Below are 15,033 nucleotides of genomic sequence, written 5' to 3'. Positions count from 1 at the left end.
TGCCGCCCGGTGTACCATCTGTGCTCCGGACAGGCAGGGGATGCCGCCATCGGTCCGGCATAAAAACAATAACGAGGAGTAGACGATGTCCAAGGGGCAGTCTTTGCAGGATCCCTTTCTGAACGCATTGCGGCGTGAGCGGGTGCCGGTTTCGGTGTACCTGGTCAACGGCATCAAGTTGCAGGGCACCATCGAATCGTTCGACCAGTTCGTGGTGCTGCTGCGCAATACCGTCAGCCAGATGGTCTACAAGCACGCCATCTCCACGGTGGTGCCGGCCCGCAATGTGAAGGTCGGCCCGGGCGGTGGGTATGTGCAATCGGCCGACGGCAGCCAGGCAGGCGATGACGACAACAACGAATAAGCAGGGCCAGGCGCGTGTTTGACCGTTCAAAAAAAGGCGAACACGCGCTGTTGATCCAGCCGCACAGCGGACGGCTGGAAGAAGAAGTGCTGGAAGAGTTCACCGACCTGGCCCGCTCCGCCGGTGCCAGCATTGCCGCGACCATCACCGCGCGCATGGAATATCCGAACCCTTCCACCCTGATCGGCAGCGGCAAGCTGGAAGAGGTGAAAGCGGCGGCGGATGCGACCGGTGCCGACCTGATCCTGGTCAACCATTCGCTGTCGCCGGTGCAGGAGCGCAACCTGGAGCGTTTTCTCGAACGCCGGGTGATCGACCGCACCGGCCTGATCCTGGATATCTTCGCGCAGCGGGCGCACAGCCACGAAGGCAAGCTGCAGGTCGAACTGGCCCAGCTGCGCCACTTGGCCACGCGGCTGGTGCGCGGCTGGACCCACCTGGAGCGCCAGCGCGGTGGCTCGATCGGCCTGCGAGGACCGGGTGAAACCCAGCTGGAAACCGACCGCCGCCTGCTGCAGAAGCGGGTGGAACAGTTGCAGAAGCGGCTGGAGAAGGTCGAAGTCCAGCGCAACCAGATGCGCCGTGCGCGGGTGCGCAGCGAGCTGCCCCGGGTGGCGCTGGTGGGCTATACCAATGCCGGCAAATCGACCCTGTTCAATGCGCTGACCGGTGCCGAAGCCTATGCCGCCGACCAGCTGTTCGCCACGCTCGATCCCACGGTGCGGCGTATCGCCTTGCCGGGCGGCCATGTGGTGCTGGCCGATACCGTCGGCTTCGTCCGCGACCTGCCGCATGAACTGGTCGCCGCCTTCCGTTCCACCCTGAGCGAGGCGCGCGAGGCGGACCTGCTGCTGCATCTGGTGGATGCGGCCGATCCGTTGCGCGAGGAGCGCATCGCCCAGGTCGATGAGGTGTTGCAGGCGGTCGGCGCCGGCGATCTTCCACAGATGCTGGTGTTCAATAAGATCGACCGCATCGAGGGCGCGGAGGTGCGCCACGACGCGCAGGACGGTATTCCCGATGCCTCGCGCCGCGAGCGGGTATGGATCTCCGCGCGTGATGGCCGCGGCCTGGACCTGTTGCAGGCCGCGCTCGGCAAGCGGCTTGGCTTGCAGCATGTGACCGGCACTGTGCGGATCCCGCCAGGCGCGGGACGCCTGCGTTCACGCCTGCATGATCTGGAGGTGGTCCGCAGCGAGCAGGCCGATGAGGAAGGCTGGCTGATCGAGGTGGATATCCCCATCGCCGAAGCGGAAAAACTGGCCGGTGGCCGCGACGGCGAGGCGATTCGTGCGCTGCTGCCGGAGCGGGCGCCGGAATGGTGATCCCCGGCGCCATGCCGGGGCGATAAATGGCCGCGTTTGCCCACGCCTGCAAGCGTGAACGGCAAAAGTAGGCTACAACGCGGTGGTTCTTCGACAGGAGTTCCCATGGCTGTTCCCTCCGATCTCGACCTGGACCACCTGGCCCTGCGGCTGGGTGAGCGTCTTCGCGCCGCCCGCGACTTTGTTGTCACCGCCGAAAGCTGTACCGGTGGCTGGATCGCCAAGGCGATGACCGGTGTGGCCGGTTCGTCGGAATGGTTCGACAGCGGCATGGTCGCCTACAGCTACGAGGCCAAGCAGGCCTTGCTGGGGGTGAGTCCGCAGACGCTGGAGCGCGAGGGTGCGGTAAGCCGCGAGACGGTGATCGAGATGGTTTCCGGAGCGCTGGTGCGCTCGGGTGCCAGTGTCGCGGTCGCGGTGACCGGAATCGCCGGACCGGGGGGCGGCAGTGCGGACAAGCCGGTCGGGACCGTGTGGATCGGCTGGAAGCGCCGGGGTGGCTATACCCGTTCGGAGCTGTTCCATTTCGACGGTGACCGTGATGCGGTGCGCCGGCAGACGGTCGCCGCGGCGTTGCTGGGGCTGGAGACGCTGTAACAACGGCTGCGGGAGTGCATTGCGGCAGTTGACGCGGAATCTGTTAGTAGCAATACTACTAATCATGAATCTGACCGACACCCAGCAGGCCATCCTCGATCTGATCGCCGAGCGCATCGAAGCCGAGGGCGTGCCGCCTTCGCAGACCGAAATTGCCCGGGCCTTCGGCTTCAAGGGCGTGCGTTCGGCCCAATACCATCTGGATGCACTGGAAGCGGCCGGCGCCATCGAGCGGGTGCCGGGCCGTGCGCGCGGCATCCGCCTGCTGCACGCGCAGACGGAGCCGCAGCAGGTCGCAAACGATGACCAGGTGCTGCGGCTGCCGGTGCTGGGCCGGGTGGCTGCCGGGCTGCCGATCGGTGCCGACATCGCTTCGGACGACTTCGTGGTGCTGGACAAGGTGTTCTTCTCGCCGGCGCCGGATTACCTGCTGAAGGTGCAGGGGGATTCGATGATCGATGAAGGTATTTTCAATGGCGACCTGATCGGCGTGCATCGCACCCGTGAAGCGCGCAGTGGGCAGATCGTGGTGGCGCGCATCGACGAGGAAATCACCGTCAAGCTGCTCAAGATCGGCAAGGACCGCATCCGCCTGCTGCCGCGCAATCCGGATTACGCCCCCATCGAGGTGTTGCCGGACCAGGACTTCGCCATCGAAGGGCTGTACTGCGGATTGCTGCGACCGAACCGCTGAGACGGGTGGTTTCCCGCAGCCACGATGATGTGTTTCTCCTATGGGCGCAGGGGGCAAGCGCCGCTGCCGGTATCCTTGCCGGCCCGATAGTCTGGCCGTGTCGCATGCAGTCTCAGCCTGTGCGATACGCCTTCGATACAGTGAGCCCATGACGAAATCTACGAAATCAACGACGAGGAAGAACCCGATGGACGAGAACAAGAAGCGCGCGCTGTCCGCTGCACTGAGCCAGATCGAAAAGCAGTTCGGCAAGGGTTCGGTGATGCGCATGGGTGACCGCGTGGTCGAGCCCGTCGAGGCGATCCCGACCGGTTCGCTGATGCTGGATATCGCGCTGGGAATTGGCGGCCTGCCCAAGGGCCGCGTGGTCGAGATCTATGGTCCGGAATCGTCCGGCAAGACCACCTTGACCCTGCAGGCCATCGCCGAGTGCCAGAAGCTGGGTGGCACCGCCGCCTTCATCGACGCCGAGCACGCGCTGGACCCGATCTACGCCGGCAAGCTGGGCGTGAATGTCGATGACCTGCTGCTGTCGCAGCCCGATACCGGCGAGCAGGCGCTGGAAATCGCCGACATGCTGGTGCGCTCGGGCTCGGTCGACATCGTGGTGGTCGACTCGGTCGCCGCGCTGACCCCGAAGGCGGAAATCGAAGGGGAGATGGGCGACCAGCTGCCCGGCCTGCAGGCACGCCTGATGAGCCAGGCGCTGCGCAAGCTGACCGGCAACATCAAGCGCTCCAACACCCTGGTGGTCTTCATCAACCAGTTGCGCCACAAGATCGGCGTGATGATGCCGGGGCAGAGCCCGGAAGTGACCACCGGTGGTAATGCACTGAAGTTCTACGCCTCGGTGCGCCTGGATATCCGCCGTATCGGCGCGATCAAGAAGGGCGACGAGATCATCGGCAACCAGACCCGGATCAAGGTGGTCAAGAACAAGCTGGCGCCTCCGTTCAAGCAGGTTGTCACTGAGATCCTCTATGGCGAAGGCATCAGCCGCGAGGGCGAGCTGATCGACATGGGCGTGGAGGCCAAGCTGGTGGACAAGGCCGGTGCCTGGTACAGCTACGGTGAGGAGCGTATCGGCCAGGGCAAGGACAATGCGCGCGGCTACCTGCGCGACAACCCGCAGCTTGCGGCCAAGCTTGAGGCCGAGCTGCGCGAGAAATTCCAGCCGGCTGAAGCCGCCCGCGAGGAAGGCGACGGCGCCGCGGACGAAGAGTGAGTTTTTCCGCAGGACGGGACGCGCATCGTCAGTGACGCAGTCCCGTCCTGCGGACTTTGAGTCCAGGAGGAAAGGCGCCATGGATGGCGCGATCCTGGAAAGGTGGCCGATGTGATGGATGAGATTGATGCAGGCTCTGCCGGTCGCGGAAAACGGCGACGGGAGCAGACGCCGCTGCAACGCGCACTGGGTCTGCTGGTGCGACGGGAACACTCGCGCAAGGAGCTCGGGCGCAAGTTGAAGGCACGCGGGCTGGATGCCGAGGCGGTGGATGCGGCGATCTCGAAGCTGGCCGATGAAGGCTGGCAGGACGATACGCGGTTTGCCGAAGGGCTCGTGCGCAACCGTGCCGGTGGCGGCTATGGCCCCCTGCATATCCGTGCGGAACTGGGAACCCATGGCCTGGACAATGCGGCGATCGAGGCGGCGATGGCTACTTTCGAAGGTGACTGGGCCGAAAACGCCAGGGAGCTGGTGTGCCGTCGCTTCGGGCCGGAGGGGCCGCAGGAGCTGGCGCAGCGGCGCAAGGCGGCGGACCTGTTGATGCGGCGCGGGTTTGACGGCAGCTGTATCCGCAGCGCCACCCGTTACGAGGCTGAGGACTGAGCGGTCCGGGCCTGATACCCTTTCAGGGTTTCGGTTTCCCGAATTCCCGCGTCCTTGAGGACGGTCGGGACCCGCTCGCCCGCTTATTGCCAGTCCCCCATGAATACTCCTGCCAAATTCACCACCTCCCAGATCCGCGCCGACTTCCTGGAATTCTTCAGATCCAAGGGTCACACCATCGTGCCTTCGGCGCCGCTGGTGCCGGGCAACGACCCGACCCTGCTGTTCACCAACTCCGGGATGGTGCAGTTCAAGGATGTATTCCTGGGCGCGGAGAAGCGCAGCTATGTGCGCGCTGCCGACGTCCAGCGCTGCCTGCGTGCCGGCGGCAAGCACAACGACCTGGATTCGGTGGGTTATACCGCCCGTCACCACACCTTCTTCGAAATGCTGGGCAACTGGTCCTTCGGCGATTACTTCAAGAAGGAAGCCATCGCCTGGTCGTGGGAGCTGCTGACCAAGGTCTGGGGGCTGGCGCCGGAGCGCCTGCTGGTCACCGTCTACCACACCGACGACGAGTCGTATGAGCTGTGGAACAAAATGATCGGCCTGCCGCCGGAGCGCATCGTGCGCATCGGCGACAACAAGGGTGCGCCGTTTGCCAGCGACAACTTCTGGCAGATGGCCGACACCGGCCCCTGCGGCCCGTGCACTGAGATCTTCTATGACCACGGTGAACACATCGCCGGTGGCCCTCCGGGCTCGCCGGATGAAGACGGCGATCGCTACATCGAGATCTGGAACAACGTTTTCATGCAGTTCGATCGGCAGCCCGACGGCACGCTGGTGCCGCTGCCGGCACCGTGCGTGGATACCGGCATGGGCCTGGAGCGCCTGGCGGCGATCCTGCAGAACGTGCACACCAACTACGAGATCGACCTGTTCCAGGCGCTGATCCGCAAGGCGGCCGAGCTGACCGGGATGGCGGATCTGGAGAACAAGTCGCTGCGGGTGATCGCCGACCATATCCGCGCCTGTTCGTTCCTGATCGTCGATGGCGTGCTGCCCTCCAATGAGGGCCGTGGCTATGTGCTGCGCCGGATCATCCGTCGCGCCCTGCGCCACGGCTGGATGCTGGGTGTGCGCCAGCCGTTCTTCAGCAAGCTGGTGCCGACGCTGGTCGAACAGATGGGCGAGGCCTATCCCGAGCTGGCGGCGCAGGCCGACACCGTAGTGCGTGCGCTGCAGGCCGAGGAGGAGCGTTTCGCCGAGACGCTGGATGCCGGCATGAAGATCTTCGACGAGGTCGCGGCCAAGGTCGCTGACGGCGTGATCCCCGGCGCCGATGCCTTCCGCCTGTATGACACCTACGGATTCCCGGTCGACCTGACCGCCGACATCGCCCGCGAGCGTGGCATGACGGTGGATATGGACGGTTTTGAATCGTCGATGGAGCACCAGCGCGAGACCGCGCGCGCCGCCGGCAAGTTCGGTGGCGGCGTGCAGCTGCCGGCCGACCTGGTCGCGACCCTGTCGCCGACGGTGTTCCAGGGCTATGACGCGCTGCAGGCCGATGGCCTGGAAGTGGTAGCGCTGATCCGGGACGGGCGCCCGGTGGATGCGGTGCAGGCCGGTGATGAGGTGATCGTGTTCACCGCGCAGACCCCGTTCTATGCCGAATCCGGCGGTCAGGTGGGCGACACCGGCGTGCTGTCGGCCGCCGGCGTGACGCTGGCGGTAACCGATACGCAGAAATTCGCCGGCCAGTTCCATGGCCATGTCGGCCGGCTGGAGCAGGGCGGCATCAAGCTCGGTGACGTGCTGTCGGGTGCGGTTGATGGTGTACGCCGCAGCGCCACCATTCTCAATCACTCGGCCACCCATCTGTTGCATGCGGCGCTGCGCGAAGTGCTGGGCACTCACGTGCAGCAGAAGGGCTCGCTGGTGGCGCCGGATCGCCTGCGCTTCGACTTCTCGCACTTCCAGCCGATCACGGCCGAAGAGCTGGCCATCATCGAGCGCAAGGTCAACGAGCAGGTACGCGCCAACCATGCGGCCGAAGTGCATCACATGGGCATGCAGGAAGCGCTGGATTTCGGCGCAATGGCGCTGTTCGGCGAGAAGTATGGCGAGAACGTGCGCGTATTGAAGATGGGCGGGTTCTCCACTGAGTTGTGTGGCGGCACCCATGTGTCGCGCACCGGCGACATCGGCCTGTTCAAGATCACCTCCGAAGGTGGTGTGTCTTCGGGCGTACGCCGCATCGAGGCGGTGACCGGGCAGGGGGCGCTGGATCATGTCGCCGGCGAGGAACAGCGCCTGCATGATGCCGCGCAGCTGCTTGGTGGCAGCGCCGCGGATGTGGTCGACAAGATCCGCCAGCTGGGCGAGCGCCAGAAGAAGCTGGAACGCGAGCTGGAGTCGCTCAAGGCCAAGCTGGCCTCGGGTGCCACGGCCGACCTCGGGGCTTCGGCGGTCGATGTCGGCGGGGTGAAGGTGCTGCTGGCGCGGCTGGAAGGCTTTGATGTGAAGGCCTTGCGCGAGGCGGTGGACCGCCTGAAGCAGCAGCTGGGTGACACGGTCATCCTGCTGGCGGGTGTGCAGGACGGCAAGGCGGCCTTGGTGGCGGGTGTCAGCGGTGCCGCGCTGGGCAAGGTCAAGGCCGGGGAGCTGTTGTCGCATGTTGCCAGCCAGATCGGTGGCAAGGGCGGCGGCCGTCCGGATATGGCGCAGGGCGGCGGTGAAGACGGGCCGAAGCTTGTCGCCGCGCTTGACGGTGCGATGGCCTGGCTCAAGCCGCATCTGGCCTGAATATGAGAAGCTTGACGCCTTGAAGCGGTTTGCGCCCTGCCGTTACTATTGGGAGTCATTTCCCTTTGTCGTGGGGCGCATTGCTACAGCGCGCCAATGCCGGTGGGAATCCAACCGGTTCCATGGAGATTTGTAAAATGTTGATCCTGACTCGCCGTGTAGGCGAAACCCTGATGATTGGTGACTCGGTCAGCGTGACCGTGCTCGGCGTCAAGGGCAACCAGGTGCGTATCGGTATCACCGCGCCGAAGGATGTGGCCGTGCATCGCGAGGAAATTTTCCAGCGTATCCAGCGCGGTGATGAGCCGGCTGCACCGGGAAGTGAAGAAACTTCCAAATAAGGGTTTACCTTTCACCCTGATAAACGTTATCCTTCGCGCCCCGCTTCGGAATACACGGCGCGGCGAGAAAAACGGAGTGATGCCCGAGAGGCCGAAGGGGCTCCCCTGCTAAGGGAGTATAGGGTCAAAAGCTCTATCGAGGGTTCGAATCCCTCTCACTCCGCCAGTTGCGAAAAAGCCCCTGCTTCAGGGGCTTTTTGTTTTTCCGCTTCTGCGTTTTCAGCACGCAGTGAAGGTGCTTTCTGTCTGCAACGAGGCAGCTTGCGGGAGTGGGCCGGCTTGCTGTGGATGGGGCATTTTCTCCAGCTGTCTGCCAGCCCTTCCGGTTGCTCGCAAGGGCTGTCGCCTTCGGCGCGGGTCTGTACGGTTTTGTGGGTAGAAAGATGCGCTGCGGGTTGGTGATGCCGCAGAGGGGCTGGTCAGCTTCTTGTCGTGAGGGGGTGTGTCGCCAGGAAGTGCTGCGCGTGATCTTGTCATGCTGATCACAGGGTCGGACGAAGGGATCGTTGCTGGACATGGTGGGCGGTTCGGCTGTGCGCGAGCCATCCACGGTTCGCGGATCGGAGACTGGGCTTGGCTGTTCGTGCCGTCGCAAAGCTGACTCACCCGCGTGGGCTGAAACCGGCACGCCCGGCCGAGGATGAGGGATGGGGCAGTCGGAGAGTCGCTTCTGCATCAGCGGCAGGACGGGCTGATCATTCAATAGATCGTGCCAGGCGCGTATGGGTTTGGAATCTCACTGCCGGCAGCTGGGCGAAAGATCTCTCCAGTCCTTGGCTGTCACGTGTGGAGATTGCATTGCAGGAACGCTGTGGCGAACGCAGGGCTTCGTCTTGTCGAAGAGCGGTACCGGTGGTGCCGATGCGGCGGCCTGCGATGTGTGTGGCGGGCGGGCCGAATATCGGCGTCCAGATTCATGAGCCGGAAGTCCCAGCCTGGGCGCGCGTCGTGCAATAGCGGGATGCAGAAACAGAAACAGCAGGCGATGCCTGCTGTTGTATTCAATGCAATGGTGCGCCCGGAGAGATTCGAACTCCCGACCGCCTGGTTCGTAGCCAGGTACTCTATCCAACTGAGCTACGGGCGCGGATTACATTGTTCTGTTTTGGAGGTGTGGAATGGAATTCCACTTCTGACGTGGTGCGCCCGGAGAGATTCGAACTCCCGACCGCCTGGTTCGTAGCCAGGTACTCTATCCAACTGAGCTACGGGCGCGTCGTCAGGAGCGAGATTATGCTGACATGCTGCGAGTGCGTCAATGCTTTTGTGAAATTTCCCTGACTATCGTGCTGTTGTCAGGACTGACGCTACGTTGTGCGGTGCTTTCATCCAGTGGAAGTGATCGGCGCTTGTGCCGAGCTCGCGGGATGACATTTCGTGCAGTTGATATCTGGCTGCAGGCATCTTCGCCAGCAGCTGCCGCATCGAGCTGGCGGGTGCCAGCCAGTCCTGGTCGAAGACGATGGCGGAGATGGAGGCGTTGATCCCGCGCATGCCGGCCTCAAGGTCGTCAGCCAGGTTTCGCGCGGCATAGCGGTTGCTCAGACCGACGCGTGACCAGTCATCGATCAAGCCACGCGCTTCGGTGCCGCCGAAACCGAGGTGGCGGCCGGGCAGGGCGCCCCTGCGTCGGGCCAGCCATGGCAGGAAGCGATACGCCGCCGGCAGCAGATAGCGGCGCGGGGCCGGGAAACTGCGCCACCACGGTGTACCGCTGGCGACCAGCCACAGGGCCTCCAGCGTGCCGCCATGCAGCCCGGCATGGCAGCACGCCAACTGCCCGCCGAGGCTGTGGCCGCCGAGCCGGAATGGCAGTCCGGGTGCAGCAGCACGTACCGCGGCCTCGGCGGCAGGCAGGTCGAACTGCAGCAGTTCGCGGTAGCCCCAGTCGTGGTGCCGGTCCGCGCGCAGGCGGCTGCTGCCGTTGCCGCGCCATTCGTGCAGGAACACGGCGATGCCTTTGGCGGCCAGCGCGTCGGCAAAGGGCTGGTAGTGACGGGCGGCAACGCCCAGTGCGGGCAGCCACAACAGGCTGGCGGTCGCCTGTGCCGGCAGGTGGGCAAGCAGTTCGAACTGATGCCCGTCCGCGCTGGTGATGGGCAGACGGGCGCAGGTGTTCATGCGCGGAATGCGGCGCCGATGTGGTCGAGCACCATGACTTCGCTGCGGCCGGGCTGATAGCCGCCGTGCAGGCCGCGTGCGATGTAGTCGATGGCCGCCTCGCAGGCTGCGGGCATGGTCCGTCCGCGACACAGCTGCGCGGCGATGGCCGATGCCAGCGTGCAGCCGGTGCCATGAGCATCGACAGGCAGGCGCGGATGGTCGAACTCCCTGTCATTGGTGCCGTCGAAGTAACGGTCGATGACACGCTCGCCTTCGAGCAGATGGCCGCCCTTCAGCAGAACCGCACGGGCGCCCATGTCGAGCAGGGCGCGGGCGGCGCTTCGGGCGTCGGCAGCGTTGCCGATGCGGCGGTCGAGCAGCAGCTCGGCTTCCGGGGTGTTGGGGGTGAGCAGGGTGGCCAGCGGCAGCAGGCGTTCACGCATGGCCTGCAGTGCACTGTCCTCGAGCAGCTTGGCACCGCTGGTGGCGACCATCACCGGGTCCAGCACGATCTGCGCCGGACGGTAGCGCTCCAGTGCATCGGCCACGAGATGGATGACATCGGCATTGGCGAGCATGCCGAGCTTGACCGCGTGGATGTTGAAGTCGTCGAAACAGGCGTCGATCTGTGCGCGCAGGAAATCCAGCGGCGGCACATGCACTGCAGTCACGCCACGCGTGTTCTGGGCGGTGAGCGCGGCAATGGCGGAAAGGCCGTGCACCTGGTGTGCGGCGAATGTCTTGAGATCGGCCTGGATGCCGGCACCGCCACCGGAGTCGGAGCCGGCGATGGTGAGGGCGGAAACGGAGGTTGAAGGACTCATGCCGCGATTGTGCAATGTTTGGCGTGGACGTGTCCTACCTGCGCGGCTGTTGTGTCCACTGGTAATACAGCACGTAGCCAAGGCCGGTGATGCCGGTCAGCAGCGCCGGGGCAAGCAGTGCGTCGTACTGCCAACGTATATACAGCCAGGTGCCGATACAGCCACCGGCAAGAAAGCCGGTGATGATCAGGCCGCTGAGGGTCAGGCGCCGCATCGGCAGTGGCAGGCCGCGCAACAGGTGCCCCAGGCCGATGCCCAGGTCGGTGAACATGCCGCTGAGATGGGTGGTGCGCACCACTGCGCCGCTGAAGGTGGTGGCCATCGCGTTCTGCAGTCCGCAGGCGGTGGCTGCGGCAAGTGCGCCCCACAGCGGCTGCTGCCGGAACAGGGGAATGGCCAGCAGCAGCAAGGCCGATTCCAGGGCCAGCGCGACGCCATAACGACGACCGATCTGCAAGGTGCTGTCCTGGATGATCAGGCCGCTGAGCATCGCGCCGGCCGAGAACGCGATCAGCAACCCCCACAGCGGACCGACCTGTCGCCAGTCACCCTGTGCCAGTGCAATGCCGAGCTGGCTGGTGCTGCCGGTGACATGGCTGACCGCGTGGTTGATGTAGCCCAGAAAGCCGACCGCATTGACCATGCCGGCCACGCAGGAGAGGGCGATCGCGCCCACCCACACCCAGCGTGGCAGCCGCATTCCCATGCGTAGACCTCAAGGCACCGACGGCGGGCCGTTGTGTTCGATAGCGGAAAACGCCGCGGTCTGCGGGTCGTAGACCGCCCCCCAGAACTGCGCACCGCCATCGCAGACGCGGACCGCTTCGCGGGAAGGATCGATGTCGTTGTGGTCGGGCAGGGTGAAGGCGTTGATGTAGATCAGGCGTTTGTCGCCGGACTCGAAACCGACGTACTGGCGCCCCGAGCGTGCCGGCTCGGGGATGGTTGGCTGCAGCTGTGACAGGCGACTTTCCAGCGCTTCGATGTCGGCGCGACCGGGTGCCCAGTAGCCGGTGACTTCACCGGCGTGCCGGGCGGGACTGTCGCGCGAGCAGGTGTCCAGTACCTGTGCGGCCACCACGGGTCGGGTGACCACCCAGGACTGTCCGGCCTTGAGCGCCGTCGATACGCTGGCACCGCGCTTGACGTTGGCCGGCGTACAGGCGGCCAGTGCCAGCAATGCGCCGGCAAGTGGAAGGACGTGCAGCGGTTTCACAGAACCTCCGATGCGTAATCGGCCAGGCGCGAGCGCTCGCCCCGGCGCAGAGTGATATGCGCACTGTGTGGCCAGTTCTTGAAGCGGTCTACCGCGTAGGTCAGGCCGGAGGTGGTTTCCGTCAGGTAGGGAGTGTCGATCTGCTCGACATTGCCCAGGCAGACGATCTTGGTGCCGGGGCCGGCGCGGGTGATCAGCGTTTTCATCTGCTTCGGCGTGAGGTTCTGCGCCTCGTCCAGGATCAGGTAGCGCGACAGGAAGGTGCGGCCGCGCATGAAGTTCAGCGAACGGATCTTGATGCGGCTGGCCAGCAGGTCGTTGGTCGCCGCGCGCCCCCAGGTGCCGCCTTCCTGGTTGTGGGTGAGCACCTCCAGGTTGTCGGTCAGTGCGCCCATCCATGGCGTCATCTTCTCCTCCTCGGTGCCGGGCAGGAAGCCGATGTCCTCGCCGACGCTGACCGTGGCACGGGTCATGATGATCTCGCGGTAACGCTGCGTGTCCATCGTCTGCGCCAGGCCGGCGGCCAGTGCCAGCAGGGTCTTGCCGGTGCCGGCGGTGCCGAGCAGGGTGACGAAATCGATCTCCGGATCCATCAGCGCATTGAGCGCGAAATTCTGCTCGCGGTTGCGCGCGGTGATGCCCCATACCGAATGCGAGCCGTGGCGGTAGTCGTTGACCAGCGACAGGGTGACGCGGCCATCGCCCTCCACCTTGGCCACCTTCAGTTCGACTTCGTCATCGCCGGGCAGGTAGGCGTACTGGTTCGGATACCAGTCCTCGTCGTCAGCGGCAGTGATCTCGTAGCTGGTGCGGCCCTTGTCGCTCCAGCTGCGCAGGTTCTCGGCATGCTTCTTCCAGAAGTCCTCCGGCAGCTCGCTGGCGCCGGTGTAGAGCAGGTTGAAGTCGTCCAGCGCGCGGTCGTTCTCGTAGTCCTCCGAATCGATGCCGGCGATGGCGGCCTTGATGCGCAGGTTGATGTCCTTGGAGATGAACACCACCGGGGTTTCCGGGTGCTGTTCCTTCAGGGCCAGGATGGCGCCGAGGATGGCGTTGTCCGGGATCACCTTGCCAAAGCTCTTGCCGGCCTCGAAATGGCTGGTCTGGAAGTACAGATTTCCGGCACTCTGGGCGCCGCGCAGCTGCAGGCCCTGCGGACGTGCCAGCGGCACGCCGTTCTGCACGCTGCCGATGCCTGCCGCTTCGATCAGCTCATTGAGGAAGCGGCTCACCTGGCGGGCGTTGCGGCTCGCCTCGGTGGTGCCCTTCTTGCCGTTGTCCAGCTCCTCGATCACCTGCATCGGCAGGTAGACATCGTGCTCCTCGAACTTGAACAGCGCGGTGGGATCGTGCATCAGCACGTTGGTGTCCAGCACGTAGATGCGCTTGCCTCGGGTCATCGTCGGTTCCTTGTGGCGGGACAGGGTCACGCCATCGCACCTGCGGGGCAGGCCGATGGGGCGAGTGGGAGTGGCAGGGGGCTCACGTGTTCCGGGCGGCCTTCAGGGCTTCAAGCACGGCAGCGGCATGACCGGCGACTTTCACTTTGCGCCATTCCTGCACCAGCGTGCCCTCGGGCGAGATCAGGAAGGTGCTGCGCTCGATGCCGCGCACCTGCTTGCCGTACATGTTCTTCATTTTGATCACGTCGAAGGCGTTGCACAGCGCCTCGTCGCTGTCGCTGATCAGCGGGAACCTGAAGCCCTGCTTGGCGCAGAAGTTGTCGTGGGATTTCACCGAATCACGCGAAACCCCGAACACCCTGGCGCCGGCACGGGTGAACTCCGGCAGCAGCGCATTGAAATCCAGGCCCTCGGTGGTGCAGCCGGGGGTACTGTCCTTCGGGTAGAAGTACAGCACCAGCCAGTGGCCGGCCTGTGCGGCGAGGGTGGTGCTGTCGCCGCCGGACAGGGCCAGCGGAAGAGCGAGGGTGGTGCTGTCCAGGGTATCGCCGATGTTCATCAGATCCTTTCCGGAGCCTGGGGTGATTCGATTGCGGTTACATGAAACGCCGCACACCCGTGATGGGTGCGCGAAACCATCAGAACTTCATCGGATCCATGATCGCGTCCAGGTTGAGGTGGTCGCAGAATTCAAGGAAGTCATCGCGCAGCGCGGCGATATGCATATTCGACGGGACGCCGATGGTGATCTGCGCCGAGAACATTTCCGCGCCGGTCTGCATGGCCTGGTAACGGGTGCTCTGCAGGTTCTCGATGGTGATGCCCTGGCGGTCGAAGAAGTCGGCCAGCTGGAACAGGATGCCCGGCTTGTCGGCGGCGATGACTTCCACGATATAGGGCAGCAGATTGGACTGGATCTGCTTGGCCTCGGTGCGGTACCACACCAGTTTCATGCTTTCCTCGCGCTCCAGGCGCGTCAGCATGGCTTCCAGCTTGGCGATCGCATCCCACGAGCCGGTCGCCAGGGTGGTCACCGAAACGTCGCGACCGACGGTGGAAAGGCGGGCGTCGGCCAGATTGCAGCCGCTGTCGGCGATGCGACGGGTGACGGACAGCAGGGGGGACTCCGGATGCGTCGTATAGGCGTTGATCAGGAGGTGGTTTTCGGTCGGCAACGGCCGCGGTGTGGTGTCGGTCAAGGTGGTTCCGGTGATGCTTGAGAGGCTGAACGGCACCGGCAGCGGTCCGTTTACTGGTGTCCAGCATACTTGCCCCTCCTTTCGACCGGCAAGTAACATGCTTTTGGTCACCAAAGCTGCCGGTTGGCCGGCCTCTTCACCTCCATTACGGGCAGCCGCTCCCTTGCCGATCCCAGTCCTTGCCGCCGCATTTCCAGCTTCACTGCGCACCGGTGGTGCCTCTAAACGCGGTATGGGCCTTGCACGTGCAGGGATGTCCCCGGTCGCCGCTCCGGAGGCCGCATTTCTCCGGGAAGGAAGTGGTCGTGCGCCACTTCCGGCTGGTATCGGATTTCCGGGCGGCATGCGCTGCCACCAAGCGCTGCCGTCGCGACAGTCCGCTCCATTT

At 64.7% G+C, this 15,033-nt stretch carries 15 protein-coding genes and 3 tRNA genes; 9 read left to right on the top strand and 9 right to left on the bottom strand.

Annotation, left to right across the window (positions count from 1 at the left end; genetic code table 11):
* Positions 1-85 precede the first annotated feature (85 nt).
* The 9 genes from hfq to ACSBPQ_RS10360 all read left to right on the top strand — a co-directional run bounded on the left by hfq (position 86) and on the right by ACSBPQ_RS10360 (position 8,069).
* A complete protein-coding gene (hfq, locus tag ACSBPQ_RS10400; protein WP_442682077.1) occupies positions 86-364 on the top strand; it encodes an RNA chaperone Hfq in 279 nt (92 codons plus the stop codon).
* Between the two features lie 14 nt (positions 365-378).
* Positions 379-1,689, top strand: a complete 1,311-nt coding sequence (hflX, locus tag ACSBPQ_RS10395) for a ribosome rescue GTPase HflX (RefSeq protein ID WP_442682076.1) — start codon at positions 379-381, stop codon at positions 1,687-1,689.
* Positions 1,690-1,794: 105 nt separating this feature from the next.
* Positions 1,795-2,286: a CinA family protein gene (locus ACSBPQ_RS10390; protein ID WP_442682075.1), complete on the top strand. Its 492-nt coding sequence runs from the start codon at positions 1,795-1,797 to the stop codon at positions 2,284-2,286.
* 64 nt (positions 2,287-2,350) lie between these two features.
* The gene (gene lexA / locus ACSBPQ_RS10385; protein ID WP_442682074.1) at positions 2,351-2,980 is read left to right on the top strand and encodes a transcriptional repressor LexA; all 630 of its coding nucleotides are present in this window, start codon (positions 2,351-2,353) and stop codon (positions 2,978-2,980) included.
* 187 nt (positions 2,981-3,167) lie between these two features.
* On the top strand, positions 3,168-4,205 hold the full coding sequence (gene recA, locus ACSBPQ_RS10380) for a recombinase RecA (protein WP_442682073.1): 1,038 nt from the start codon (positions 3,168-3,170) through the stop codon (positions 4,203-4,205).
* A gap of 114 nt (positions 4,206-4,319) precedes the next feature.
* A complete protein-coding gene (recX, locus tag ACSBPQ_RS10375) occupies positions 4,320-4,811 on the top strand; it encodes a recombination regulator RecX (RefSeq protein ID WP_442682072.1) in 492 nt (163 codons plus the stop codon).
* A 99-nt stretch (positions 4,812-4,910) separates the two neighbouring features.
* The gene (gene alaS / locus ACSBPQ_RS10370; RefSeq protein ID WP_442682071.1) at positions 4,911-7,562 is read left to right on the top strand and encodes an alanine--tRNA ligase; all 2,652 of its coding nucleotides are present in this window, start codon (positions 4,911-4,913) and stop codon (positions 7,560-7,562) included.
* Positions 7,563-7,699: 137 nt separating this feature from the next.
* Positions 7,700-7,903 (top strand): carbon storage regulator CsrA, encoded by a 204-nt coding sequence (csrA, locus tag ACSBPQ_RS10365; protein WP_442682070.1) that lies wholly within the window; start codon positions 7,700-7,702, stop codon positions 7,901-7,903.
* Positions 7,904-7,976: 73 nt separating this feature from the next.
* Positions 7,977-8,069: transfer RNA gene (locus tag ACSBPQ_RS10360), tRNA-Ser, on the top strand.
* An 844-nt stretch (positions 8,070-8,913) separates the two neighbouring features.
* Here the strand turns inward: ACSBPQ_RS10360 and ACSBPQ_RS10355 are convergent.
* The 9 genes from ACSBPQ_RS10355 to ACSBPQ_RS10315 form a co-directional block, all read right to left on the bottom strand.
* Positions 8,914-8,990, bottom strand: a tRNA-Arg gene (locus tag ACSBPQ_RS10355).
* Positions 8,991-9,041: 51 nt separating this feature from the next.
* Positions 9,042-9,118: transfer RNA gene (locus ACSBPQ_RS10350), tRNA-Arg, on the bottom strand.
* Positions 9,119-9,184: 66 nt separating this feature from the next.
* A complete protein-coding gene (locus ACSBPQ_RS10345) occupies positions 9,185-10,024 on the bottom strand; it encodes an alpha/beta hydrolase family protein (protein ID WP_442682069.1) in 840 nt (279 codons plus the stop codon).
* Positions 10,021-10,830 carry a bifunctional hydroxymethylpyrimidine kinase/phosphomethylpyrimidine kinase gene (thiD, locus tag ACSBPQ_RS10340; protein WP_442682068.1) on the bottom strand — a complete coding sequence of 270 codons (810 nt, stop codon included), beginning with the start codon at positions 10,828-10,830 and terminating at the stop codon, positions 10,021-10,023. Before thiD ends, ACSBPQ_RS10345 begins: the two co-directional genes overlap by 4 nt.
* Positions 10,831-10,864: 34 nt before the next feature.
* On the bottom strand, positions 10,865-11,536 hold the full coding sequence (locus ACSBPQ_RS10335; RefSeq protein ID WP_442682067.1) for a YoaK family protein: 672 nt from the start codon (positions 11,534-11,536) through the stop codon (positions 10,865-10,867).
* Between the two features lie 9 nt (positions 11,537-11,545).
* Entirely contained in the window at positions 11,546-12,037 is a 492-nt protein-coding gene (locus tag ACSBPQ_RS10330) for a hypothetical protein (protein WP_442684569.1), read from the bottom strand.
* A 5-nt stretch (positions 12,038-12,042) separates the two neighbouring features.
* Positions 12,043-13,443 (bottom strand): PhoH family protein, encoded by a 1,401-nt coding sequence (locus tag ACSBPQ_RS10325; protein ID WP_442682066.1) that lies wholly within the window; start codon positions 13,441-13,443, stop codon positions 12,043-12,045.
* Positions 13,444-13,525: 82 nt separating this feature from the next.
* Complete coding sequence (locus tag ACSBPQ_RS10320; protein WP_442682065.1) at positions 13,526-14,005, bottom strand: peroxiredoxin; 480 nt, start codon at positions 14,003-14,005, stop codon at positions 13,526-13,528.
* 79 nt (positions 14,006-14,084) lie between these two features.
* Positions 14,085-14,645 (bottom strand): glycine cleavage system protein R, encoded by a 561-nt coding sequence (locus tag ACSBPQ_RS10315; RefSeq protein WP_442682064.1) that lies wholly within the window; start codon positions 14,643-14,645, stop codon positions 14,085-14,087.
* Between the last annotated feature and the right edge of the window lie 388 nt (positions 14,646-15,033).

The sequence above is a fragment of the Stenotrophomonas sp. JC08 genome (genome assembly GCF_052180205.1).
In the GTDB taxonomy this organism is placed as follows: domain Bacteria; phylum Pseudomonadota; class Gammaproteobacteria; order Xanthomonadales; family Xanthomonadaceae; genus Stenotrophomonas.
This window is presented reverse-complemented; position numbering and strand designations above follow the sequence as displayed.